The sequence below is a fragment of the Thermasporomyces composti genome (assembly GCF_003386795.1).
In the GTDB taxonomy this organism is placed as follows: Bacteria; Actinomycetota; Actinomycetes; order Propionibacteriales; family Actinopolymorphaceae; genus Thermasporomyces; species Thermasporomyces composti.
Window position 1 is genome coordinate 3,228,068 of sequence record NZ_QTUC01000001.1, and the last position, 23,714, is coordinate 3,251,781.

Genomic DNA, 23,714 nt, shown 5'->3' on the forward strand with positions numbered 1-23,714 from the left:
CACCGTCCGACCTCGGACAGGGTGAGAATACTTTGTGTCGTGCGGACTATCGTCGTGGTGTGAGCTATCTCAGGCTATGTGCTGGCATGATCCTCCGCAGGGAGGATGAGGAGCCGCCGGAGTGGGCCACAAGGATGAGCTGATCGCCCGGATCCAACGGGCCGAACGTGAGTTTCGTCGCAGCGTGGTGAGTCAGGCGGCGACGGACTTCTTCTCGGTCGACCTCACGATGCCCCAGCTGCGTGTGGTCTTCTTCCTCGCCGCCTCCGGCGCGATATCCGCGCACGAGCTGGCGGAGGCCCTCCACGTCGGGCCGACCACCTTGACCGGCATCGTGGACCGCCTGGAAGCGCGCGGTTTGGTCCGTCGCCAGGCGGACGACCGCGACCGGCGGGTGCGCCGCATCGGACTGACCGAGGAAGGCCAGCGGCTCGTCCAAGATCTCCACCGGGTCCAGCACCAGTACGAGGTTCGTCTGCTGCGCCGACTCGACGTCGACGTCCTCGCCGGCCTCGCCACCGCGGTCGAGGCATTGGCGCGGGCGAGCGAGGAGCTGGCCCGGGAGGACGCGCAGGCCAGGTCGGTCGGGGCCGGCACCGGTGCCGGCGCCTGCTAGGACTGGTGCCGGTGCCTGCTAGGTGGGGCGAAAGCGCCGGAATCGACACGAGTCACCCTCGGCGCGACTACCCCGGTCGCCGGTGAGCCCGGCATACCCTGAGGCCATGACGGCGACGACGGCTGACCTCCATCCCCCCTCGGCGGACCGCCTGGCGGCGCTCACCTCACGCGTGCTGGCGACGTCGGGGGAGACCGTCGCCGCGATGAGCCCGGTCACCGGGCAGCCGCTGGGGAAGGTGCCGGTGTCCAGCCCCGACGACGTCGCCGAGGCGTTCGCGCGGGCGCGCGCGGCGCAGGCGGAATGGGCCCGGGTGCCGGTGGCCGAGCGCGCGGAGGCGCTCCTGCGTCTGCACGACCTCGTCCTGAACCGACAGCGCGACATCCTCGACCTCGTCCAGTGGGAGTCCGGGAAGACGCGCAGGGACGCGTTCGAGGAGATGTGCGACGTCGCGCTCAACGCGCGGTACTACGCGCGGACAGCGCACCAGCACCTGCTGCCGACCCGCCGAGCCGGGCTCTTCCCGTTCCTCACGCGGACCACGGAGCTACGCCACCCCAAGGGCGTCGTCGGGGTGATCGCACCGTGGAACTACCCGCTCACGCTGGCGATCTCGGACGCACTCCCGGCCCTGGTCGCCGGTAACGCGGTCGTCACCAAGCCGGCGACGCAGACGACGTTGTCCGCGCTGCTGGCGGCGGAGCTGCTCACCGAGGCGGGCGTCCCCGAGGGACTGTGGCAGGTCGTGGTGGGTCCGGGCTCTCGCGTCGGGACCGCCGTTCTCGACCACGCCGACTACATCTGCTTCACCGGGTCGACCGAGACCGGGCGGCAGGTCGCGCGGCGCTGCGGGGAACGCCTCATCGGGTGCAGCCTGGAGCTCGGCGGCAAGAACCCCTTGCTCGTGCTCGACGACGCGGACCTCGACCGGGCCGCCGAGGGCGCGGTGCGGGGGTGCTTCGCCAACGCCGGTCAGCTGTGCATCTCGATCGAGCGCCTCTACGTCGCCGCGTCCGTCTACGACGACTTCGTCGAGCGCTTCCTCGACCGGGTCCGTTCGATGCGGCTCGCCCTGTCGTTCGACTTCGGCTCCGACATGGGCTCCCTCATCTCCGCCGAGCAACTGGCCGTCGTCACCCAGCACGTCGAGGACGCGGTCGCCAAGGGCGCGACCGTGCTCGCCGGCGGCCGGCACCGTCCCGACATCGGCCCGTACTACTTCGAGCCCACGGTCCTGGCCAATGTGACACCGGAGATGACCTGCTACCGCGCCGAGACCTTCGGACCGGTGGTGTCCGTGTACCCGGTCGCGGACGACGACGAGGCGGTCGCCGCCGCCAACGACTCGGTCTACGGACTCAATGCCAGCGTCTTCAGCCGCGACCTCGCCCGCGCCCGGGCGGTGGCGGCGCGGCTGCGCGCCGGGACGGTCAACGTCAACGAAGCGTACGTCCCCGCCTGGGGCAGCATCGACTCGCCGATGGGCGGGATGGGGGAGTCCGGTCTGGGGCGCCGCCACGGGGCGGAGGGACTGTTGAAGTTCACCGAGGCGCAGACCATCGCCGTGCAACACGTTCCCGTCGCCCCACCCGGCGGGCTGTCCTACGACACGTTCGCCCGCGGCATGACCGTGGCGCTGCGAGCGCTGCGAAAGATGGGGCGTCGGTGATGGAGCACAGGTATGACGTGGTGATCGTCGGCTCCGGCTTCGGTGGCAGCGTCGCCGCGCTCCGACTGACCGAGAAGGGCTACCGCGTCTGCGTCCTCGAGGCCGGCGCGCGGTTCCAGGAAGCCGACGAGAAGCCGGTGGGTGAGGCGCTCCCGCTACCGGAGACCTCGTGGCGGCTCCGACGTTTCCTCTTCGCGCCCCGGCTGGGTTGCTTCGGCATCCAGCGCATCACCTTGCTGCGCGACGTCTTGGTGCTGTCCGGAGCAGGCGTGGGCGGCGGCTCGCTCGTCTACGCGAACACGTTGTACGAGCCGATGGCCGACTTCTACGACGATCCGCAGTGGCGGGACATCACCGACTGGCGCGAGGAGCTGGCGCCGTACTACGACCAGGCCAAACGGATGCTGGGCGTCGTCACCAACCCCTCCGTCACGCCCTCGGACGTGGTGATGCGCACCGTCGCGGAGGAGATGGGCGTGGCCGACACGTTCCGTCCGACGCCGGTCGGGGTGTTCTTCGGCGCGCCTGGCACGCCGCCGGGCACACCCGTCGACGACCCCTACTTCGGCGGCGTCGGGCCGCGCCGGCGGACCTGCCTGGAGTGCGGGGAGTGCATGACGGGCTGCCGGCACAACGCCAAGAACACCTTGACCAGGAACTACCTCTACCTGGCCGAACGCGCCGGGGCCGTCGTTCAGCCACTGACCACCGTCACCGCCATTCGGCCCCTCGCCAAGGGCGGGTACGCCGTGGACACCGAGCGCACGGGCGCCGTCCTCCGCCGCGGCCGGCGAACCTTCGAGGCGGAGCAGGTGGTTCTCGCGGCCGGGGCGCTTGGCACCCAGCGTCTTCTCCACACCATGAAGGCCGACGGCTGGCTGCCGAACCTGTCGCCCATGCTCGGCGTGTTGACGCGGACGAACTCCGAGTCGATCGTAGGCGCGATCGCCCGGCGCCGCGACGTCGACTACTCGCGTGGAGTCGCGATCACCTCCTCGTTCCATCCCGATCCGCACACGCACGTCGAGCCGGTGCGCTACGGCCGGGGTAGTAACGCGATGGGGTTGCTCGGGACCGTGCTCACCGACGGCGGCGGACGATGGCCGCGCTGGGTGACGTGGCTCGCCACCGTGGCCAAGAACCCGCTCGCGCTGGTGCGCAAGTACAACTTGCGCCACTGGTCGGAGCGCACGATCATCGCGCTCGTCATGCAGTCATTGGACAACTCGATCACGGTGAGCCTGCGTCGCGGCCTGCTCGGACGGCGACTGACCTCGCGGCAGGGCTACGGGGAGCCGAATCCCACCTGGATCCCGGTCGCCAACGAGGTCGTCCGTCGCGTCGCCGCGAAGATCGATGGAGAGCCTGGCGGGACGATCGGCGAGATCGCGAACATTCCGATGACGGCTCACATCATCGGCGGCTGTGTGATCGGCGACTCGCCGGAGCGGGGTGTGATCGACCCCTACCATCGCGTCTACGGGCATCCCGGGCTGCACATCGTCGACGGGTCGGCGATCTCCGCGAACCTTGGTGTCAATCCGTCATTGACGATCGTGGCGCAAGCCGAGCGCGCGATGGCGATGTGGCCGAACAAGGGGGAGCCTGACCCGCGACCACCGCTGGGGGACGCCTACCGTCGCGTCACGCCCGTACCGCCGGCGCATCCGGTCGTGCCGGCGGAGGCGCCGGCCGCCTTGCGGCTGGTCGCCCCACCACCGTCGGGGCCCGAGTCCAGCTGACGGCTTGTCGGCCAAGACGCGGGACGGGCGGACCCGCGGTCGGGCCCGCCCGTCCACTCGACGCTCCTCGCGGCGCGGCTAACGGGTGCACGCGCCCGCGTCGCTCGCCTCGCCGGCGCGCAGCATGCTCGCCGAGGTGAGGATGTCGTTCATGACCGTGAAGAGGTCGCGAACGGTCCGGTCGTCTTTGTCGACCTGGCTCATCCGAATCTCGCGGTCGCCCACGGTGAGGAAGAAGTTCAGCTGGTCGACCACAGGCGGGGAGGATGGCCAGGCCTTGGTCGTCGAAGGAGTCTTCGGCTTGCTTTCCGGTGCCTGCTCGACGGCTTCGGCGGCACTGGTGACCCGGGCGAGCACCTCCGGCTTCACTCGGCAGGTGAAGGCGTCGCGACCCCGGCTGGTCAGGGTGGCGGTGCCGTCGGATTCGACCTTCAGGACGTCGTTGAACCCGGCGACGCCACCAACACGCCGCAGAGTGACAGTAGACATGTTCTGGTCCGAGGTGGGACGGGTGGTCGCGGTCGCGGTGGGCTGCGCCTCGACGGTCGTCGCCCGCTCAGTCCCGCATGATGCCATGCCGAGGACGAGTACCCCCGTAATCGCGGCGACACCGGCGCCGCGTCGAAGAACGGAAAGCATCATGGCTGTGCGACGCTCTCCCAGCTCTGGAGGTTCCCTACGCCCGGCGCGGACGGGCGGTGACCACGGACGAGGCGCACGCCGTGACGATCAGGTCATGATCTCAGCTGGAGGCGGACGGAGACGGCTTCCGACTGGCTCCGCCCGGCAAGCCGCCGGATCCTCGGGACGTCGCGGACACGGGGTCACCCCGAGGCGAGCTCGCAGGCCGGCAGGTCGGGCGTCTGGATGATCTGTCTGCCTCCCACGGTGACAATGAGCGAGCCAGTGCAGGAGGTCGTGCTCACCGACCCGTCGAACGTGGCCTCGATGTCCTGACCGGTGCTCGTCCGGCCCGTGCAGCGGACCGTCCCGTCCAGCGCCGCGTCCCCCTCGACCACGGACATGTCCGCGCTGCAGCGGGGTTTGCCGTCGAGCCGGATGCCGTGGTCGGCGAGGAGCCGTCCGACGGTCCCACCGATCGCGCGGGCCGCCGCCTCGGCGCTGACCTGGCCGACCGCCTCCTCGACCGTTCCACACCCACTGCTGAGCAGGGCGAACGCCGCCCCGACGAGCGTGAGGCGTCGCATGGTGGAAAAGGACATGTCGGGCATCGTAGAGCAGGGTGATCAACTTCTCGCACGGCGGCTTCCGAGGCGGGAGCGCCGTCCGGCACGGCTCGTCGTAGGCCCAGTGAGAGCCTCGAGGACGCGACGTGACCAGTGCGTTCACGTCGGATGACCCGGCCGAGGTCCGGGCCGGCGGGCACCAGGGAGCCGATAGACTGCGATACCTGTCCACCCTCCGTCGAACGCGCGCGCACGCGGTTCGACGGCATGCGCCCGAAGGGTCATCGTGACCGACCACGATCTGGTTCTCGTCGTCGACTACGGCGCTCAGTACGCCCAGCTCATCGCCCGCCGGGTCCGGGAGGCGCGGGTTTACTCCGAGATCGTCCCGCACACCATGCCCGTGGAGCAGATGCTGGCGAAGCGGCCGAAGGCGATCATCCTGTCCGGTGGTCCGCAGTCGGTCTACGCCCCCGACGCGCCGCGGGTCGACGCGGCGCTGTTCGACGCCGGTGTCCCGACGTTCGGCATCTGCTACGGCTTCCAGCTCATGGCCCAGGCTCTCGGCGGGCAGGTGACGCGGACCGGCCGGTCAGAGTTCGGTCGCACCGTCGTCGAGATCGAGGCGGAAGCCACGAAGCTGTTCGCCGGGTTGCCCGAGCGGCTGACCATCTGGATGTCCCACGGCGATGAGGTCACCAAGGCCCCGGAGGGCTTCCGGGTGACAGGGCGTTCGCCGGGAGCGCGGGTCGCGGCGTTCGAGCACCCGTCGCGGCCCCTGGCGGGGGTCCAGTGGCATCCCGAGGTCGTCCACTCCCAGCACGGCCAGGACGTTCTCCGGCGCTTCCTGTACGAGGTCGCCGGCTGTCGGCCCACGTGGACGATGGTCAACATCGTCGACGAGACGGTCGAGGCCATTCGCGCCCAGATCGGTGGGAAGCGGGCGATCTGCGGGCTGTCCGGCGGGGTGGACTCCGCGGTTGCCGCCGCACTGGTCCAGCGGGCCATCGGCGACCGCCTCACCTGCGTCTTCGTCGACCACGGCCTGCTCCGCGAGGGTGAGGCCGAGCAGGTCGAGCGCGACTACGTGGAGGCCACGGGAGTCAGCCTCAAGGTCGTGGACGCGGCCGATCGCTTCCTCGACGCCCTGGCCGGTGTCGAGGACCCCGAAGCCAAGCGCAAGATCATCGGGCGGGAGTTCATCCGCGTCTTCGAGGAGGCCGCTCGGGACATCGTGGCCGACGCGGGCGCGCACGGTGAGAGCGTCGACTTCCTCGTCCAGGGCACGCTCTATCCCGACGTCGTGGAGTCCGGCGGTGGTGAGGGCGCCGCGACCATCAAGTCCCACCACAATGTCGGCGGCCTTCCCGACGACCTCCAGTTCCGTCTCGTGGAGCCGCTGCGCGCTCTGTTCAAGGACGAGGTGCGCAAGGTGGGGGAGGAGCTGGGGCTTCCGCCGCGCATTGTCTGGCGGCACCCGTTCCCGGGTCCGGGACTGGCGATTCGGGTCGTGGGGGAGGTGACCCGCGAGCGGCTGGCGGTGCTGCGCAAGGCGGACGCGATCGCCCGCGAGGAGCTCACCGCGGCCGGTCTGGACCGCGAGGTCTGGCAGTTCCCCGTCGTCCTGCTCGCCAACGTGCGGAGCGTGGGCGTCCAAGGCGACCGGCGCACCTATGGACATCCCATCGTGCTGCGTCCGGTGACCGGCGAGGACGCGATGACCGCGGACTGGGCGCGCCTTCCGGCCGAGCTCCTGGAACGGATCTCGACGCGCATCACCAACGAGGTACCCGAGGTCAACCGCGTCGTCCTCGACATCACCAGCAAGCCGCCCGGCACCATCGAGTGGGAGTGAGGTGTGCGGGCCCTCGTCTACGACGTCTTCGGCGAGCGACCGGTCCCGCGTGAGGTCCCCGACCCGACACCGCCACCCCACGGTGTCGTGCTCCGCGTGACGGCGACGGGCGTGTGTCGCAGTGACTGGCACGCCTGGCGCGGTCACGACCCGGAGGTGCGGGTTCCACACGTCGGCGGACACGAGCTCGCCGGTGTGGTGGCCGAGGTCGGTGCGCACGTGCGTCGCGTGCGGGTCGGTGAGCGCGTCACGGTGCCGTTCGTGTGCGCCTGCGGCGGCTGCCCGGCGTGCGTCGTGGGAGACCAGCAGGTCTGCGCACGCCAAACCCAGCCGGGGTTCACCCACTGGGGTTCCTTCGCCGAGTACGTCGTCATCCACCATGCCGACGTCAACGTCGTCCCCATCCCCGATGACCTCGACGACGCGGCGGCAGCGATCCTGGGCTGCCGGTTCGGCACGGCGTATCGGGCGGTCCTGCGACAGGGCCAAGTCGCGGTCGGTGACTGGGTGGCGGTCCACGGCTGCGGCGGGGTGGGTCTCGCCGCGGTCATGATCGCTGCGGCGGCGGGCGCGCGCGTCGTCGCGGTCGACGTCTCCGCGCCCGCGTTGCGGCTGGCGCGCGAGCTCGGCGCGGAGGAGGTGGTGGACGCCTCGCTCGCCGGAACGATCCCGGCGGAGGACCCCGATGCGGTCGCCCAGATCGTCCGCGACCTCACCGGCGGCGGGGCACGCGTCTCGCTGGACTGCCTCGGCTCGCCGCGTACCTGCGCGGCGTCCGTGCTGAGCGTGCGGCGCCGTGGCCGGCACGTCCAGGTGGGTCTGCTGTCGCGGGCCGAGGTGCCGATGGACCGCGTGGTCGCCTACGAGGTCGAGCTCGTGGGCAGTCACGGGCTCCAAGCCCACGAGTACCCCGGCATGCTCGCGATGGTGGAGTCCGGTCGGCTTCGTCCGGACCGACTGGTCCAGCGACGGATCCAGCTGGACGACATTCCTGACGTCCTGGCGGCGATGGACACCGGCGCCTCGCCGTCGCCCGGCATGACGGTCGCCGTCCTGTCGTGACCTGCAGCTGATCGCACGCGGTCATGGCCCAGCACGCTCCCGGTGGGCGAGACTGGGCGCATGGCAGATCCCACTCCGTCCACGGCCACGTCGTCGTCGCACGCGCAGTTCGCCCGCGAGGCGGGTCCACGCGGTGAGTTCGTCCGGCAGCCCAACCGCTTCACCGACCGGATCACCGCCGATGGTTCGTCCGGCTGGCCAGCCGAGCCCGGCCGCTACCGGCTGGTCTGGTCCCGCGCCTGCCCGTGGGCGCACCGCGCGGTCATCGTGCGTCGCCTGTTGGGCCTGGAGGACGCGATCAGCCTCGCCACCGTCGACCCGATCCGCGACGAGCGCGGCTGGCGCTTCACGCTCGACCCGGGCGGCCGTGACCCGGTGCTCGGCATCGAGTACCTCGCCGAGGCCTACCGCGCGACCGACCCCGACTTCGAGGGGCGGGTCACCGTCCCGTGCCTCATCGACATCCCCACCGGTCGTGTGGTGACCAACGACTTCCCGCAGATCACCTTGGACCTGTCGACGCAGTGGCGAGCCTTCCACAAGCCAGGTGCCCCCGACCTGTACCCGGAGGACCTGCGGGCCGAGATGGACCAGCTCATGGCCGTCATCCACGACGACGTCAACAACGGCGTCTACAAGTGCGGCTTCGCCACCACCCAGGAGGCCTACGAGGCGGCCTACGACGCGTTGTTCAGGCGGCTGGACGAGCTGGAGGAGCGGCTACGCCACCAGCGGTACCTCTTCGGCGATCGGCTCACCGAGGCCGACATCCGACTGTTCACCACACTGGTGCGCTTCGACGCCGTCTACCACAACCACTTCAAGTGCAACCGGAACAAGCTCACCGAGATGCCGGTGCTCTGGGCGTACGCTCGTGACCTCTTCCAGACGCCGGGCTTCGGTGACACGGTCGACTTCGACCACATCAAGCGGCACTACTACGCCACGCACGATCGGATCAACCCGAGCCGCATCGTGCCCAAGGGGCCCGACCTGTCCGGCTGGAACACGCCGCACGGACGGGAGCGTCTGACCACCCGTCCCCTGTGACGGCCGGCGCGCTAGCTGGCCGGGCCGACCCGGTAGACGACCGTGCCGTGAGGCGGCACCGTGGCCGAGATCTTGTCGGCGGTCTCGGTCTCGCTGTGGGTCCAGACGTCACGCACTGGGACCGACTGGCCGGGCTCCAGCCCGATGTCGAGCAGCGTCGTGGAGATCTCCGCGGCGCTGTCGTTCTCGTTGAACAACGCGACCGCACGACCGCCGTCGGCGAGCGGCTTGGACAGCACGTGCAGGCCCTTGTAGGACGTGACGATCCGGGCCTGCACCCCGAGCGGGTCCTGGTTGATGGCGATCAGCTCGGTGTTGAGCAGGATCTCCATCGTCGCCGACGTCGCTCGCCGGAGGTCGGTGCCGATGAGCAGCGGCGCCGCCATGACGGCCCACAGGCTGAAGTGGGTGCGGTACTCCACATCGGTCATGCCGCCGTTGCCGACCTCGAGCATGTCGGGGTCGTTCCAGTGGCCTGGGCCGGCGTACTCGGCGAGCGTCATGTTCTTCTTCGCGATCGCCAGCATGCTCTCCCAGGTGTCGGCGATGTCGCCGGTCGTGCGCCAGAGGTGGCCGACACCCTTGGCCCACGTCCACGGCTTGTTCTGACCCCACTCGCAGATGCTGTAGACGATGGGACGTCCGGTGGCGAGGAGGGCGTCTCGCATGGTCGTGTAGCGCTCGACGGCGTCGCGACCCTGGTTGTGGCAGTTGTCGTACTTGAGGTAGTCGACCTCGTACGACGCGAACAGCGCGGCGTCCTGGTACTCGTGGTCGAGCGCCCCCGGGAACCCGATGGGACTGCAGGTGTGGGTGCCTGCGCTGGTGTAGATGCCGAGCTTGAGACCCTTGGCGTGCACGTAGTCGGCCAGGGCCTTGATGCCGTTCGGGAAGCGCGCCGGGTCGGGGACGAGGTTGCCGTCGGCGTCCCGCTCGGGGAGGGCCCAGCAGTCGTCGAGGTTGACGTAACGGTAGCCGGCCTCGGCGAGTCCGGAGGAGACGAAGAAGTCGGCGGTGGCGAGGACCAGCTCCTCGTTGAACTCCGGTCGGTCCTGGGTGGCGTTCCAGTTGTTCCACCCCATCGGCGGTGTGGCGGCGAGACTCAGGTCGAGTTCCGGCGTGGTGGAGGTGTCGGACATGACGAAGCTCCCAGGACCAGACACGGTTGCCTTGGCGGACGACCGTGGTCACGGTAGGAACCGTCGGAAAGGCCGGTCAACCCCGTCGTCCCGTGCTGGTCGGCCCGTCCCACAGCAGGCCCTGGAGGATCAGAGCGGTGTCTCCTCCTCGGGGATGATGATCCAGCCGGCGAGGTAGAGCAGGACGCCGGAGCCGCCGAAGAGCACCAGCCCCACCATCAGGAGGCGGACGAGCACGGGGTCCAGGCCGGCGTACCGGGCGAGGCCGCCGCACACACCGGCGATCATGCGGTCGTTCTTGGTCCGGACGAGCTTCTTCACCGTGGTGTCGTTCATGTCTCCCAGCGTCGCGTCTGAGAGCCGAGACGACGATCCGGTGCGGACCTGACGCGTCCCGGATCCAACCCTCGGTCGGGGTCAGGGTCGACCGTGGGGGAAGCCGTGGGAGGCCTTCACGACGGCACAAGGACCGAGCGCCTTCGCGTGGACAGTCCCGGAGGTCGACGGCGAGAGTGTCGTTCGATGACCATCCCTGTGGTCGGCTGGCGCCGCTCGTCATCGGACGGCGCTCTCCGTGGTCGATTGGCGGGGCGCCTGTCGTTGGTCGAGGTGGCCGTGCGGCGCTCCTGGCATCGTCTGAGCTGGGGCGTGACGGATGGCCCGGAGCTAGGAGCGCTGGGATCGCCCGGAGCCGCGTCGGACCGAGACGACGACGCCGACAATGCCGGCGCCGATCAGGAGCAAGGGCAGCAGCCAGCCGAGGCCGGTGACGCCGATGGCGCCAGCCTCGAACAGCGCCCAGGCGAGTGCGACGCCGACGAAGAGAATGCCCGCGACAAGCGAGGACACGTTGACCGGATGCCGGTCGCCCAACCTAATCACGTCTCAGCTCCACGTTTCCCATGCCGACGTCGATGGTGAGCTCCAACGTTCCACCGCCGACCCCGTCGTACCCCGTATCGAGCCGCATGACCGAGGCGCCGAAGCCGGAGACCTCGTGGTCGGGACGACCGCGGCGCAAGCCTTCCGGCGCGAACGGCAGGATCCGACCCACGCCGACGTCGCCCGAGAAGCGGACGTCGAGGTCGGCTGGTACCAACACCACGACCTCACCGGCGCCGAGGCTGATCGTGGTGCGCGCCACGGTGTCCTCGTCGAAGGCGACGTCGCGCAGGTCGAGGACGAGGTGGCCGGCGCCGTAGTCGTAGCGCGGTTGGATCTGCTCCACGGTGGTCGGGCGGAGGACGACGTTCACCGTGCTGGCCGACCAGTGGCTGGCGACGGTCAGCGGAACCAGCGCGAGTGACAGGAGCACACCGACCGCCACCAAGGCGAGTGACCGACCGATCCAGGCGCCCACGATGAGTCCGGCGCCGACGACCGCCAGGGCCGCCGCGACGTAGCCGGCGGCCGGGATGGTGGCGCCTCCCACGAGCTCCAGGAAGCCGAGGAAGCCGATCAACGCCAGCGTGGCCGACATCGTCCCGACGAACAGCCACGGTCGGCGTGGTCGCCGGACCGGCTGCGTCGAGGGCTCTGGTGCGGGCTCGTCCTCCAGGCCGAGCGGGTCCGGCTGGTCCCAGAAGGATGGCGGTGCCGGCGGGAGGTCGCGCCACGAGCCGGTCGGGGAGAGCGGGAGCGTGGGGTTGAGATCGATCGCCGCCCGCTCATCGGACCTCGTCCCCGCCGTGTCCTTGGACTCGGCGGCGGTCTCCAGTCTCGCCGTGACATCGCCCGCCGCGCTGGTCTCCGACCCGGGCCCCGCGGACGTCGCGTGGGTTCGCTCCGCCTCCTCGCGCACCGTGCTCGTCTGATCTGGGCTCGCCTGATCTGGGCTCGCCTGATCTGGGCTCGCCTGATCTGGCCCAGCGCTCGATCCCGGCGCGAAGGGCCAGGTGGGCGACCGCAGCGGCTGGGTGGGCGCGTCGGCGAAGAGTCCCGCGGAAGGCGTTCCACCGGGCTGAGCGTCCGGGCCGGGCTGAGCGTCCGGGCCGGGCTGGGCGTTGCGACGGAGGAGGTAGAGCAGGCCGAGGATGGTGAGGAACAGGAGGATCGGGACGTTCCACGGCGGTCCCCACCACGGGAGCGTCAGCAGCACCACGCCGAGGACGATCAGCCCGGCGATGAAGACGACCCTGTCGGGGCTGCCGTCGCGGCGCCGGCCGAGCTGCCGTTCGAGGATGGACAGCTCTTCTCCTTCCTCGGGGAGCAACAGCCACCCTGCCCCGTAGAGCAGCAAACCCGGCCCACCGAAGATCGCGAGGGCGACGACGAGGACCCGGAGCACGACCGGGTCGATGTTCAGCCGCTGCCCGATTCCGGCGCACACGCCGGCGACGACGCGGCCGTCTCGGGCCCGGCGCAGACTCCGCACTTCCGCCAGCAGCGGCGACCCCGGGATGTGGTGTGCGCCGGCTGAGCTGTGCGCTCGCGGGTCACCGTCACCCGCGCCACCCGCACTCGCGTCGGCACCCGCACCACCCGGACCCGTGCCACCGGGGTGGGGGGCACCGTGGTGGGATCCGCTCTGCTCGGGGCCGGCACCGCCGGGACGCCCCTGGTCGGCGTCGTCGGCGGGTGGCATGGTCTCGGGCATACCTTGCATTGTTCGGGCTGCCCGAACGCCGCGTCATCGGGGAAGTCCCTGGAGTTGACCTCCGGATTCCATCCGGGTCCGCCCGGGTAGTCGCCGCCCGTCCCGTCGTGTGACCATCGAAGGTGCTGACGAGGGTTGCCCGGAGAAGGCGGACCCCGGACGTTTCGACCGTACGGAGCATGTGGGCGAAAAGGCCCAGCGTCACGAGGAGGCCCCCATCTTCACCGATCCGAGCGTCGGGAACCGCGCCAGGACGCCGAGCGCGGCGTCGGGCGCGCGCCCCCGCTGTGTTCGGCGGAGCGAGGGCAAGGTCCTCGGTGGAGTGGCCGGAGGCCTGGCGGATCACCTCGGCCTGCAGCCCTTGCACGTGCGGCTCGGGTTCGTCGCGCTCACCACGCTCACCGGTTTCGGCCTCTTCCTGTACGCCGCGCTCTGGATCGTCCTGCCGCAGGACACCGTGCTCGCCACGGCTGGGCAGCCGGCTGGGGTGGCCGCCGCGACTCGCAGCCGGATGCGGACTGACCAGCCGCGGCGCGCGCGAGGCCAAGACCGGGGACAGCTGCTCTCGATCGTCATCCTCGGCGCCGGCGCCCTCATGATGTTCCCGCGTGTGGTCGGCATCTCCGCGCAGGTGTTCTGGCCGCTCATCGTGGGCGGTCTCGGGCTGGCGCTCGTGTGGCGGCAGGCCGACGAGTCGCAGCGCGCCCGCTGGACGTCCTCGGCGCCGCCGCGGTGGAAGTGGCTCTGGCCGCTGTTCAGCACCGGCGGCCGGATCATGGTCCTGCGGACCGTCGTGGGCCTGGCGCTGGTGGTCGTCGCGCTGTCGTGGGGCCTGTCCTTCGTCGGGGGCGTCGACGAGGTCAACGCGGCGCTGCTCTCGGTGATCGGAGCGATCATCGGCGTCGGTTTGATCATCGCTCCGTGGGTGTGGCGGCTCCTGGACGACCTGTCCGAGGAACGTCGCGAGCGGATCCGCTCCCAGGAGCGCGCTGACATGGCGGCGCACCTCCACGACTCGGTCCTGCAGACGTTGGCGCTCATCCAGAAGCAGGCGCACGACCCGCGGGCGGTCGTGCGGCTGGCCCGTGCCCAGGAGCGGGACCTCCGGCAGTGGCTGTACGGCGACCAGGACGACGCCGACACGACCCTGCGCAGCGCCTTGCGGAAGGCGGCCGCCGAGGTCGAGGACCGGCACGGGGTGCCGGTGGAGCTCGTCGTGGTCGGGGACGCGCCGTTGGATCCCGCCCTGACCGCGGTCCTCCGGGCGGCCGGGGAGGCGATGGTCAACGCGGCCAAGCACTCCGGCGCGCCGAAGATCGACGTCTACGCCGAGGTGGAGCCGGACCTGGTGGAGGTCTTCGTGCGCGACCGCGGTGTGGGCTTCGACCCGGACAAGGTGGGCGAGGACCGGCTCGGCGTCCGTCGCAGCATCATCGAGCGGATGGAGCGCCACGGCGGCAAGGCGGAGATTCGGAGCAGCCCGGGGAACGGCACCGAGGTCAGGATCGCGGTCGAGCGGAGACCCGGGCAGCCGTGAGCGTTCGGCCGGGCGGGCGAACGGACAGGACTTGAGAGGATGACCCTGTGACGACGAACGACAGCAACCGGCCCCGTGTCGTCCTCGTGGACGACCACGCGGTGTTCCGGACCGGAGTTCGCACCGAGATCGGCTCGGCGGTCGACATCGTGGGCGAGGCGGGCGATGTCGACGGCGCCGTTCGCACGATCCTGGAGACCAAGCCGGACGTCGTCCTGCTCGACGTGCACCTCCCGGGAGGCGGCGGGACGGAAGTGTGCCGGCGCGTGCTGGCGACCGAGCCCCAGATCCGCTTCCTGGCGCTGAGTGTGTCCGACGCCCCGGAGGACGTGATCGGCGTGATCCGCGCGGGCGCACGGGGTTACGTCACGAAGACCATCACCGGAGACGAGATCATCGACGCGGTGCGTCGAGTCGCGGAGGGCGACGCCGTGTTCTCGCCGCGACTGGCCGGCTTCGTCCTGGACGCGTTCGCGGGCGCGGTGGACCCGGGCAGTATCGACGAGGAGCTCGACCGGCTCACCCAGCGTGAGCGGGAGGTGTTGCGCCTGATCGCGCGTGGCTATGCCTACAAGGAAGTCGCCAAGGAGCTGTTCATCTCGGTGAAGACCGTCGAGACGCACGTGTCGTCGGTGCTGCGCAAGCTCCAGCTGTCCAACCGCTACGAGCTCACCCGCTGGGCGACCGACCGCCGCCTGGTGTGACCGCGCCGGCGCAGTCTGCGCCCGGCTCCCCGAGGCTCGGCGGTCGAGCAGGCGACCACCCTGCTCGGCGGCGCTCCTAGGACCCGCTCTCACCGGCCATCCGGCGGCCGGCCCTCTGTCGTCGCTTCCCACGTCACGGCCCTCGTCGAGGTCGACCATATGGTTGACTCTGTCAACGATTGACGTGAGGCGGGCAAGCGATGAGCGTCGTGGACAGGGTCCGTGAGTTCAACCGCTTCTACACGAATGTGATCGGCCTGCTCGGGGCCGGACTACTCAAGACGCCCTACTCGCTCACCGAGGCGAGAGTGCTGTTCGAGCTCGGGACACGCGGCACGGTGAGCACGAGCACGCTCCGGGAGGTGCTCGGTCTCGATCCCGGCTACCTGAGCCGTATCCTCGCCAAGTTCGCCGAGGAAGGGCTCATCACCAGGGAGAGGTCCTCGGAGGACGCTCGCCGGCAGATCGTCACGCTCACCGACAAGGGTCGCGACGCGTTCCAAACGCTCGACGCGCGCTCGGCGGCGGACATCGAGACGATGCTCACCCCGCTCACGCCGGCCCAGCGCGAACGGCTCGTGGCGAGCATGGGCACCATCCGGGAGCTGCTCGAACCGAAGGGCGCCCCGCGGTCGTACGTGATCAGGCCACCGCGTCCGGGCGACTACGGCTGGGTGGTCTGGCGGCACGGCACGCTCTACAGCGAGGAGTACGGCTGGGGGACCGCGTTCGAGGGGATGGTCGCCCGGATCGTCGCCGACTACCTGGAACACCACGATCCGCGTCGGGAGGCGGCCTGGATCGCGGAGTTCGCCGGCGAGCCGGTCGGCTGCGTCTTCTGCGTCCGCAAGGACGACGAGACGGCGCAGCTTCGGCTGCTGCTCGTCGAGCCCGCCGCTCGCGGCATGGGCATCGGGCGACGGCTCGTGGACGAGTGCCTGGACTTCGCGAGGCGGGCCGGGTACCGGCGGATGACGCTCGACACCCGGAACGTCCTGGTGAGCGCTCGCCGGATATACGACGCCGCTGGGTTCCGGCTCGTCGAGGAGCACCCGGCCGAGGACAACGGCAGGCCCGTCGTCGAGCAGGTCCTCACGCGAGAGCTGTGAGCGCGGGCCGGGAAGCCGCGGAGGGTCGGTGGGGGGTCGCCGGACGCGCCGGCCACCCTCCGCGAACCGCCGGGCGTGCCTCTACTACTCTTCGTCGTACCTGATGTCTCGTGTCGTCAGGTGGTGATCGGTCGGGAGAGGGAGGGCTGTCGTGGAGATCCTGCGTCTGGTTCTGGTCTTCATCCACTTTCTCGGGCTCGCCAGCCTCCTTGGCGGACTGCTCGTCCAGATGCGGGGCCCGGAGCGGCGCATCGTGCCGGCGGTGGTCCACGGCGCCCTGACCCAGCTGGTCTCCGGCGTCCTGCTCGTCGGCGTGCTCGAAGGTCCGCTCGACGAGAGCCTCAACCACGCCAAGATCGGCACGAAGCTCGCGGTCACCCTCGTCATCACCGTGCTCGCGTGGATCAACCGCAAGAAGCCGACCATCTCCACCGGCCTGTACGGCGCGCTCTTCCTGCTGGCGATCCTCAACGTCGCCGTGGCGGTCTTCTGGCGCTGACGGACGTCGCCTCATCCTGTCGCGACGACGAAGAACTCCTCGGCCAGCCGCCCGCGCGGAAGGCCCATGCGCTCGGCCGTGGCGGCGAGCCACCCGCGCACCCGGGGCTCGAGCTGGTCGGGTTCCGGGTGCTGGCTGGCGTGTGACAGCAGCGCCGCCATCTTGCGGTCGAACGTGTCCGTGACGTCGACGGCGTGGTTGGCGGTGGGGTGCGCCGACAGCCACGTCTCCCGAACCGTCCACGGTGCGAGACCGCTCGCCGCCAGGTCGGGGAACGCGAACGGGTTACGCGCGGCCGGGTAGATCGCGCGGATGGCGGCCTCTCCCGCGGCGAGGTGGTCGGGGTGACTGCGCGGCAGCAGGTTCCAGTCGCGCTCCGGGCTGGGGATGAGCATGCGCTCGGGCCGTACCTCACGGATGACCTTGGTGAGCGCGCGGATCAGGTCCTGGGTGACTTCCAGCTCGCCGTCGACGAAGCCCAGGAAGCGGACGTCCCGCACGCCCACCTGGGCCGCGGCCGCTCGTTGCTCGGCTCGGCGGATCGCGCCGATCTGGGAGCGCGGCAACGTCGGGTCGAAGCCACCGGCCTGTCCGTCGGTGCAGATGCAGTAGACGACGTCTAGCCCGGCGTCCGTCCAGCGCGCGACGGTCCCCGCCGCGCCGAAGTCGATGTCGTCAGGGTGCGCCGCGACGACGAGAACGCGAGAGATCTCTGAGTCGGGTAGCACGGATGCCATCACCGCGGGAACCTACCGGGCCACGTGACGCGGACGGACGCCAGGTCGTGGTGTCCCCGCCGACGCGCGAAAGCAGCGACGGTTCCTCGTCACACCGATGCGACGGAAATCGTCGGGTTCTCGTCACACATCGATGGCAGGGTGGCTCGAGTTCGGAATCGATATTTCGCCAGTCCTCGTCTGACCCAATTCCGGTTTTCCCGCAAAACCTCTGTCCCGGTTTTCGCGGGTCCCGAAATGTTGGGACCAGCGATTCTTCGCGGCCAATCCCTCCGATACGAAGCTTATTCAGGAACACGGGGGAGTTGGTGACACGCATGTCGTCGAGGATTCGGGTCTTCGCTGTCGTCATTTGTGTCGCGTTCGCCATGTCAGCGGTCACGCAATGCGGACCGGACACGACGGCGACAGGCGCGCCGGAACGGGCGTCGCGGTCCAGCCCACAAGCCACGTCCACCAAGCGGCTGCCCACCACCTCGGGTCGCGTGACCTTGCCGGCGGCGACAGCCACACCGACGGCCCCGGCTCCGGCGTCCCCGACTGGCCCATCGACCCCGGGTAGCCCAGCATCCCCGGGAAGCACAGCGTCGCCCACCACCGTCGCGCCGACGCCCGCCGCCACACCGACGGGCACCGCCACGCCGACGGGTACCGCCACGCCTGCACCCACGTTGCCCCGGGGCGAGGAGCGGGCTGACCGATCGGCCACCCGGGTCGCGGAGGAAGGGGAGAAGGTCCTGTTCTTCACCTTCGACGACGGGCCGAGCGAGTACACGCCCAAGGTGTTGGACGTCCTCGCCAAGCACGACGCGCACGCGACCTTCTTCCTCGTCGGCGAGCAGGTGCGTGAGTACCCGGAGCTGGTCGAACGCATCCGGGCCGAGGGCCACACCATCGGCAATCACACGCTCGCGCACAAGTCGCTCCCGCATCTGTCGTCGGAGGAGGTCCGCGCGGCCGTCAAAGGCGGTCCGCAGTCCCGCTGCCTTCGGCCGCCCTACGGCGCCACGTCCTCTCGGGTCCGCAAGATCATCGAGGAGGAGATGGGCCTCGAGATCGTCATGTGGGGCGTCGACCCTCGCGACTGGGAGCGTCCGGGCGTCGAGAAGATCCAAAAGCGTGTCCTCAAGAACATCTGGCCCGGTGCCATCGTGCTGTTCCACGACGGCGGTGGCAAACGTGACCAGACGGTGGAGGCCGTGGACTATCTGCTGACCGAGCTCGGCGAGCGGGGATACAAGTTCGTGGCGTTGGACTGCTGAGCTTAGGGCCCTGCTGTGGTGGTGCACTGAATCAGCGGTGTCCTGAATTGGCGGCGCCCTGAATTGGATGTGCCCTGAATTGGATGTGCCCTGAATCGGAGGTGCCCTGAATCGGAGGTGCACTGAATTGGAGGTGCACTGAATCCGCCGGGCCGCCGTGTTCGGATTGCGGTGTGGCCAGTTCCGGACACCGGTGCCGGGTCACTCGCCGAACCCGTCCTGTCGTGCGAGGACGGCCGCGCCGGTCGCGGTCATGGTCCGAACTTGGCCGTTCGACCGGTCGTCGCTACCTTCCGTCGAGTGCTCCCTGCATGGGACCGTGCTCCGACTAGGACCGATCCCCGCAAGGAGACATCGATGGCGCAAACCAAAGGAGTGAATCGGCGAGATTTCCTCTACAGCTCGGCGGTCGTCGCGGGGGCGATCATGCTGGCTGGCTGCTCCAGCAGCCAGACCGGTGGCAGCTCCGAGCGGCAGCAGAGCTCCCGCAATGGCTCCGGTGAGGTGCCCAAGGGATCGGAGACGACACCGCTTCCGCCGCCACAAAGCTTCAAGGAAGCGCCGTCACTCGCGGAGAAGGTGAAGGCGGGGGAGCTCCCGCCGGTCGAGGAGCGGCTCCCCGAGCGCCCCTACGTCGTGCCGCACCGTTGGGTCGAGATCGGCAAGTACGGCGGCCGGCTGAGAATGATCATGGACTCGGCCAACTCCGCCGCCATCAAGGAGTACTCGTACGGGCACTCGTTGTTGCGCTTCCTCAACGACGGCCTCGACATCGGCCCCGGTCTGGTCGAGAGCTGGGAGTCCAACGAGGACGCGTCGGAGTGGGTCTTCCACTTCCGCAAAGGGCTGAAGTGGTCGGACGGGACGCCGTGGACGACCGCCGACATCATGTACTGGTGGGAGGACCTCGTCCTCAACCCCGACCACCCCGAGGTGCCGCCGGACGACGTGCGCTCTGGGCGCGACACCATCGCCAAGCTCACCGCCAACGACGACTACACCTTGACGATGACGTTCGACGCGCCGGCGCCGATCACCCCCGAGCGTCTGGCGGCGTGGGTGAACCGCGGTGTCGGGCCGATGTGGATGGCGCCCAAGCACGTGCTGTCCAAGTACCACCCGAAGTACAACAAGGAGATCACGCGCAAGGACTGGGCCACCGAGCACGACAAGCACCTCGACTGGGCGTTGCAGCCGGGCGCGCCGACGATGACCGGCTGGATGGTGAAGTCCTACCAGGAGGGCCGCAGCGTCGTCCTCGAGCGGAACCCCTACTACTACGCCGTCGACCGGGAAGGGAACCAGCTCCCCTACATCGACGAGATCCACATCTCGGTCGTCACCGAAGGCGAGGTCCAGAAGCTCCAGATGGCCGAGGGCAGGGTCGACTACGTCCACGGAGGCCATCACCCCCTCGGCCTGAACGACATCTCCAGCCTCAAGCAGGCCGAGCAGCGCACCGGCGTCAAAGTCCTGTTGTGGGACAGCGGCTCTGGAACGGGGTCGATCCTGTTCTTCAACTACGACTATCCCGACGAGAAGCTCCGGACTCTGATCCGCAACCCGAAGTTCCGGCAGGCCCTGTCGTACGCGATCAACCGCCCGGAGGCGCGGAAGGCGATCTACTACGACACCGGCGAGGTGACGACCGGAACGCTGAGCCCCAAGGGCTTGATGTTCACGATCAACGACGAGGCTCAGCAGAAGTACGTCGAGTGGCGTGACGCCTACTCCGCCTACGATCCGGAGAAGGCCAAGGCGATGCTCGACGAGCTCGGCGTCGTCGACAAGGACGGCGACGGCAAGCGGGAGCTGCCCGACGGGTCCAAGCTGGAGCTCATCCTGGACTACCCCGCGGACACCGCCGAGGAGCACCGGCAGAAGAACGAGTACGTCAAGCGGGACTGGGAGGCCATCGGCATCGCGACGAAGATGAACCCTGTCCCGCCGGAGGCCTTCAGCGACCGCTGGGGGCGTGGGGAGCTCATGACGACGACCGCCTGGGAGGTGGGCGACAACCACCCGCTCGTCTACCCCGGGTGGGTGATCCCCGTCGAGACCGGGCACTGGGCTCCGCTGCACGGCCAGGCGTTCATCCTGCAGACCAGTGATCCGAAGAAGCTGGAGGATCAGGCCGGCATCGACCCGTGGAAGCGGACCCCGCCGTGGATCCTGCCGGAGGAGGGGGATCCGATCGACCAGCTGTGGAAGCTCTACGCCCAGGCGCGGGTCGAGCCGGACCAGATGAAGCGGATCCAGCTCATGTGGGAGATCCAGAAGATCCACATCGAGCACGGCCCGTTCTTCTACGGGATCGTGGCGAACTACCCACGGATCGTGCTGGTCCGCGAGGGGCTGAAGAACGTGCCGACCCGGGAGAACCTCGCGCTGGGTGGCTGGGTCAACCCGTGGATCCTGCCCTCACCCGCGGTCTACGACCCGGAGACCTACTTCTGGGAGAACCCGGAGGAGCACTCCTAACCAGCACACGCCCGGCCTTTCGGACGTCAGGTCGCACACGGCCCCGCCGCCACGGTGGCGGGGCCGTGTCGGCGAGCGATCGTAGGCTAGGCGACGATGAGCGCTTCCTCTTTCGGTCACCGACCTTCGGCGTCGCAGTCGCTCGACCCGCGGCCTTCCGGCTCTGAGCCTCGTGGCTCCCAGCCCGCTGACTCCGACGACGCGGGACTGGCACCCGCGCCGGCCGCGCGCGAAGCCTCCCGACGTGAGGCCATCCTCGAAGGGCTCAACCCGTCGCAACGGGCCGCGGTGCTCCACGAGGGTTGCCCGCTGCTGGTGGTGGCCGGCGCCGGCTCGGGCAAGACGCGGGTGCTCACCCGCAGGATCGCGTGGCTCCTGGCCGCGCGCGACGCTCGACCCAGCGGGGTTCTCGCGATCACCTTCACCAACAAGGCCGCCGGGGAGATGCGTGAGCGGGTGGCGGCGCTCGTCGGCGAGCGCGCCGCCCAGGCGATGTGGGTGTCGACGTTCCACTCCGCGTGCGTGCGGATCCTGCGTCGAGAGATCAAGCGCTTCGGCATCTCCTCGTCGTTCTCGATCTACGACGAGGCCGACTCCCGCCGGCTGATGACGCTGGTCTGCCGGGATCTCGATCTGGACTCCAAGCGCTACAACCCGCGCTCCATCCTCGCGTGGGTGTCCAACCAGAAGAACGAGCTCATCGACCACGAGGAGGCGGCGCGACGCGCCGAGAACCACCTGGAGCAGACGTTCGCCGAGTGCTACGCGCTGTACCAGCAGCGGCTTCGCGAGTCGAACGCGCTCGACTTCGACGACCTGATCATGACGACGGTCCACCTCTTCCAGGCGTTCCCCGAGGTGCGCGAGCACTACCGGCGGCGGTTCGCGCACGTGCTGGTCGACGAGTACCAGGACACCAACCACGCCCAGTACGCCCTCATCCGTGAGCTGACCACCCCGGACGAGGACGGCGGCCCGCACGGCGAGCTCATGGTGGTCGGTGACGCCGACCAGTCCATCTACGGGTTCCGCGGCGCGACCATCCGGAACATCCTCCAGTTCGAGGAGGACTTCCCCGACGCGCGCGTGATTCTGCTCGAGCAGAACTACCGCTCCACCCAGACGATCCTGTCCGCGGCCAACGCCGTCATCAGCCGCAACACCAGCCGGAAGCCGAAGAACCTCTGGTCGGACGCCGGCGCGGGCGAGCCCATCGTCGGGTACGTCGCGGAGGACGAGCACGACGAGGCGCAGTTCGTCGCCGAGGAGATCGACCGGCTCACCGACAAGGGGGTGGCTCGGCCGGGCGACGTCGCCGTCTTCTACCGGACGAACGCGCAGAGCCGGGTCTTCGAGGAGATCTTCATTCGCGTCGGCCTGCCCTACAAGGTGGTCGGCGGTGTGCGGTTCTACGAGCGGCGCGAGATTCGGGACGCGCTCGCCTACCTGCGGCTGCTCGTCAACCCCGAGGACACGGTCTCGCTGCGTCGAATCCTCAACGTCCCCAAGCGTGGTATCGGGGAGCGAGCCGAGGCCTGTGTCGAGGCGTTGGCCCAGCGGGAGCGGATCACGTTCTGGCAGGCGCTTCGGCGCGCCGACGACGCCGTGGGGTTGGCCGCCCGGTCAGCCAACGCCATCCGTGGCTTTGTCGCGCTGATCGACGAGCTCCGCCAGCTCGTCGATGAGGGGGAGCCGCCGGCCGAGATCCTCGAGCAGGTCCTGGCGCGGACCGGATATCTGCAGGAGCTGGAGGCGTCCGGTGACCCGCAGGACGAGACGCGGGTGGAGAACCTCGCGGAGCTCGTCGCGGTCGCTCGGGAGTTCGCCGAGGCCGCGCAGACCCAGGGCACCTCCGCCACCTTGGCGGACTTCCTTGAGCGAGTCTCTCTCGTCGCCGACTCCGACGAGATCCCGGACGACGACGAGGGTGTGGTCACCCTCATGACCCTGCACACCGCCAAGGGCTTGGAGTTCCCCGTGGTGTTCCTCACCGGCCTCGAGGACGGCGTGTTCCCGCACAGCCGGTCCCAGGGCGACGTGCGTGAGCTCGAGGAGGAACGCCGACTGGCCTACGTCGGGATCACCCGCGCTCGGGAACGGCTGTACGTCTCGCGGGCCGTCGTCCGCAGCGCGTGGGGAGCGCCCCAGCACAACCCCGCCTCCCGCTTCCTCGACGAGATTCCCGCCGAGCTGATCGAGTGGCGACGGACCGAGGCCGACCATGCGCGGTGGACGTCACAGTCGGCGTCGGTACGACGGGCCGAGCGGATCTCAGGCCGCTCCAGCAAGCCGGCGGTGGTGGCGCTCGCGCCTGGCGACCGGGTGGTGCACGACACGTTCGGCCTGGGCTCGGTGGTGGCCACGGCCGGCGACGGTGACAACGCCGAAGCGACGATCGACTTCGGCTCGGGCGGGGTCAAGCGGTTCCTCCTCCGCTACGCCCCGCTGCAGAAGCTCTGAGCCTGTCGT

20 protein-coding genes are annotated in these 23,714 nt (G+C 69.7%); 13 read left to right on the forward strand and 7 right to left on the reverse strand.

Features of this window, described 5'->3' with window-relative positions; genetic code table 11:
• Positions 1–121: 121 nt before the first annotated feature.
• From DFJ64_RS14020 to DFJ64_RS14030, 3 genes are all read left to right on the forward strand, one after another.
• Positions 122–616 (forward strand): MarR family transcriptional regulator, encoded by a 495-nt coding sequence (locus DFJ64_RS14020; protein ID WP_115850856.1) that lies wholly within the window; start codon positions 122–124, stop codon positions 614–616.
• Positions 617–722: 106 nt separating this feature from the next.
• The gene (locus DFJ64_RS14025; RefSeq protein ID WP_115852094.1) at positions 723–2,285 is read left to right on the forward strand and encodes a succinic semialdehyde dehydrogenase; all 1,563 of its coding nucleotides are present in this window, start codon (positions 723–725) and stop codon (positions 2,283–2,285) included.
• Positions 2,285–4,027 (forward strand): GMC oxidoreductase, encoded by a 1,743-nt coding sequence (locus DFJ64_RS14030; RefSeq protein ID WP_115850857.1) that lies wholly within the window; start codon positions 2,285–2,287, stop codon positions 4,025–4,027. Before DFJ64_RS14025 ends, DFJ64_RS14030 begins: the two co-directional genes overlap by 1 nt.
• Positions 4,028–4,105: 78 nt before the next feature.
• Here DFJ64_RS14030 and DFJ64_RS14035 read toward each other — a convergent pair whose 3' ends face one another.
• Positions 4,106–4,516: a hypothetical protein gene (locus DFJ64_RS14035; RefSeq protein ID WP_147304704.1), complete on the reverse strand. Its 411-nt coding sequence runs from the start codon at positions 4,514–4,516 to the stop codon at positions 4,106–4,108.
• 335 nt (positions 4,517–4,851) lie between these two features.
• The gene (locus tag DFJ64_RS14040) at positions 4,852–5,250 is read right to left on the reverse strand and encodes a hypothetical protein (RefSeq protein WP_147304705.1); all 399 of its coding nucleotides are present in this window, start codon (positions 5,248–5,250) and stop codon (positions 4,852–4,854) included.
• A 247-nt stretch (positions 5,251–5,497) separates the two neighbouring features.
• Between DFJ64_RS14040 and guaA the strand changes: the two genes are divergently transcribed.
• The 3 genes from guaA to DFJ64_RS14055 are packed head-to-tail and all read left to right on the forward strand — an operon-like array spanning position 5,498 to position 9,181.
• On the forward strand, positions 5,498–7,069 hold the full coding sequence (gene guaA / locus DFJ64_RS14045) for a glutamine-hydrolyzing GMP synthase (protein WP_115850860.1): 1,572 nt from the start codon (positions 5,498–5,500) through the stop codon (positions 7,067–7,069).
• A gap of 3 nt (positions 7,070–7,072) precedes the next feature.
• Positions 7,073–8,131 carry a zinc-binding dehydrogenase gene (locus DFJ64_RS14050; protein ID WP_115850861.1) on the forward strand — a complete coding sequence of 353 codons (1,059 nt, stop codon included), beginning with the start codon at positions 7,073–7,075 and terminating at the stop codon, positions 8,129–8,131.
• Between the two features lie 60 nt (positions 8,132–8,191).
• Positions 8,192–9,181, forward strand: a complete 990-nt coding sequence (locus DFJ64_RS14055; protein WP_115850862.1) for a glutathione S-transferase family protein — start codon at positions 8,192–8,194, stop codon at positions 9,179–9,181.
• An 11-nt stretch (positions 9,182–9,192) separates the two neighbouring features.
• Here DFJ64_RS14055 and DFJ64_RS14060 read toward each other — a convergent pair whose 3' ends face one another.
• The 4 genes from DFJ64_RS14060 to DFJ64_RS14075 form a co-directional block, all read right to left on the reverse strand.
• Positions 9,193–10,320: a glycoside hydrolase family 27 protein gene (locus DFJ64_RS14060; protein ID WP_115850863.1), complete on the reverse strand. Its 1,128-nt coding sequence runs from the start codon at positions 10,318–10,320 to the stop codon at positions 9,193–9,195.
• A gap of 129 nt (positions 10,321–10,449) precedes the next feature.
• On the reverse strand, positions 10,450–10,656 hold the full coding sequence (locus DFJ64_RS14065) for a PspC domain-containing protein (RefSeq protein ID WP_115850864.1): 207 nt from the start codon (positions 10,654–10,656) through the stop codon (positions 10,450–10,452).
• A 330-nt stretch (positions 10,657–10,986) separates the two neighbouring features.
• Positions 10,987–11,202 carry a hypothetical protein gene (locus tag DFJ64_RS14070; protein ID WP_147304706.1) on the reverse strand — a complete coding sequence of 72 codons (216 nt, stop codon included), beginning with the start codon at positions 11,200–11,202 and terminating at the stop codon, positions 10,987–10,989.
• Complete coding sequence (locus DFJ64_RS14075) at positions 11,195–12,916, reverse strand: PspC domain-containing protein (RefSeq protein ID WP_170152618.1); 1,722 nt, start codon at positions 12,914–12,916, stop codon at positions 11,195–11,197. The genes DFJ64_RS14070 and DFJ64_RS14075 overlap by 8 nt, the downstream gene beginning before the upstream one ends.
• Before the next feature lie 181 nt (positions 12,917–13,097).
• On the opposite strand from DFJ64_RS14075, the gene DFJ64_RS14080 reads away from it, so the two are divergent.
• The 4 genes from DFJ64_RS14080 (at position 13,098) to DFJ64_RS14095 (ending at position 16,765) form a co-directional block, all read left to right on the forward strand.
• A complete protein-coding gene (locus DFJ64_RS14080) occupies positions 13,098–14,453 on the forward strand; it encodes an ATP-binding protein (RefSeq protein ID WP_115850867.1) in 1,356 nt (451 codons plus the stop codon).
• Between the two features lie 47 nt (positions 14,454–14,500).
• Positions 14,501–15,157, forward strand: a complete 657-nt coding sequence (locus DFJ64_RS14085) for a response regulator (protein ID WP_115850868.1) — start codon at positions 14,501–14,503, stop codon at positions 15,155–15,157.
• A 200-nt stretch (positions 15,158–15,357) separates the two neighbouring features.
• Positions 15,358–16,266 (forward strand): bifunctional helix-turn-helix transcriptional regulator/GNAT family N-acetyltransferase, encoded by a 909-nt coding sequence (locus DFJ64_RS14090; protein WP_115850869.1) that lies wholly within the window; start codon positions 15,358–15,360, stop codon positions 16,264–16,266.
• Positions 16,267–16,417: 151 nt separating this feature from the next.
• Positions 16,418–16,765 carry a hypothetical protein gene (locus DFJ64_RS14095; RefSeq protein WP_115850870.1) on the forward strand — a complete coding sequence of 116 codons (348 nt, stop codon included), beginning with the start codon at positions 16,418–16,420 and terminating at the stop codon, positions 16,763–16,765.
• Positions 16,766–16,776: 11 nt separating this feature from the next.
• On the opposite strand, the gene DFJ64_RS14100 is transcribed toward DFJ64_RS14095, so the two are convergent.
• Positions 16,777–17,502, reverse strand: coding sequence for a PIG-L deacetylase family protein (locus DFJ64_RS14100; RefSeq protein WP_115850871.1), 726 nt, complete (start codon positions 17,500–17,502; stop codon positions 16,777–16,779).
• 671 nt (positions 17,503–18,173) lie between these two features.
• On the opposite strand from DFJ64_RS14100, the gene DFJ64_RS14105 reads away from it, so the two are divergent.
• From DFJ64_RS14105 to pcrA, 3 genes are all read left to right on the forward strand, one after another.
• A complete protein-coding gene (locus DFJ64_RS14105) occupies positions 18,174–18,764 on the forward strand; it encodes a polysaccharide deacetylase family protein (RefSeq protein ID WP_170152619.1) in 591 nt (196 codons plus the stop codon).
• A 357-nt stretch (positions 18,765–19,121) separates the two neighbouring features.
• The gene (locus tag DFJ64_RS14110) at positions 19,122–21,245 is read left to right on the forward strand and encodes an ABC transporter substrate-binding protein (RefSeq protein ID WP_115850872.1); all 2,124 of its coding nucleotides are present in this window, start codon (positions 19,122–19,124) and stop codon (positions 21,243–21,245) included.
• A 96-nt stretch (positions 21,246–21,341) separates the two neighbouring features.
• The gene (gene pcrA, locus DFJ64_RS14115) at positions 21,342–23,705 is read left to right on the forward strand and encodes a DNA helicase PcrA (RefSeq protein ID WP_115850873.1); all 2,364 of its coding nucleotides are present in this window, start codon (positions 21,342–21,344) and stop codon (positions 23,703–23,705) included.
• Positions 23,706–23,714: the final 9 nt, after the last annotated feature.

Coding starts and splice junctions, on each gene's coding strand:
- DFJ64_RS14060 (WP_115850863.1), bottom strand. CDS start 10,320: ATGTCCGACACCTCCACCACGCCGGAACTCGACCTGAGTCTCGCCGCC.
- DFJ64_RS14025 (WP_115852094.1), top strand. CDS start 723: ATGACGGCGACGACGGCTGACCTCCATCCCCCCTCGGCGGACCGCCTG.
- DFJ64_RS14090 (WP_115850869.1), top strand. CDS start 15,358: ATGAGCGTCGTGGACAGGGTCCGTGAGTTCAACCGCTTCTACACGAAT.
- DFJ64_RS14055 (WP_115850862.1), top strand. CDS start 8,192: ATGGCAGATCCCACTCCGTCCACGGCCACGTCGTCGTCGCACGCGCAG.
- DFJ64_RS14075 (WP_170152618.1), bottom strand. CDS start 12,916: ATGCCCGAGACCATGCCACCCGCCGACGACGCCGACCAGGGGCGTCCC.
- DFJ64_RS14040 (WP_147304705.1), bottom strand. CDS start 5,250: ATGTCCTTTTCCACCATGCGACGCCTCACGCTCGTCGGGGCGGCGTTC.
- pcrA (WP_115850873.1), top strand. CDS start 21,342: ATGAGCGCTTCCTCTTTCGGTCACCGACCTTCGGCGTCGCAGTCGCTC.
- DFJ64_RS14110 (WP_115850872.1), top strand. CDS start 19,122: ATGGCGCAAACCAAAGGAGTGAATCGGCGAGATTTCCTCTACAGCTCG.
- DFJ64_RS14030 (WP_115850857.1), top strand. CDS start 2,285: ATGGAGCACAGGTATGACGTGGTGATCGTCGGCTCCGGCTTCGGTGGC.
- DFJ64_RS14100 (WP_115850871.1), bottom strand. CDS start 17,502: ATGGCATCCGTGCTACCCGACTCAGAGATCTCTCGCGTTCTCGTCGTC.
- DFJ64_RS14035 (WP_147304704.1), bottom strand. CDS start 4,516: ATGTCTACTGTCACTCTGCGGCGTGTTGGTGGCGTCGCCGGGTTCAAC.
- DFJ64_RS14065 (WP_115850864.1), bottom strand. CDS start 10,656: ATGAACGACACCACGGTGAAGAAGCTCGTCCGGACCAAGAACGACCGC.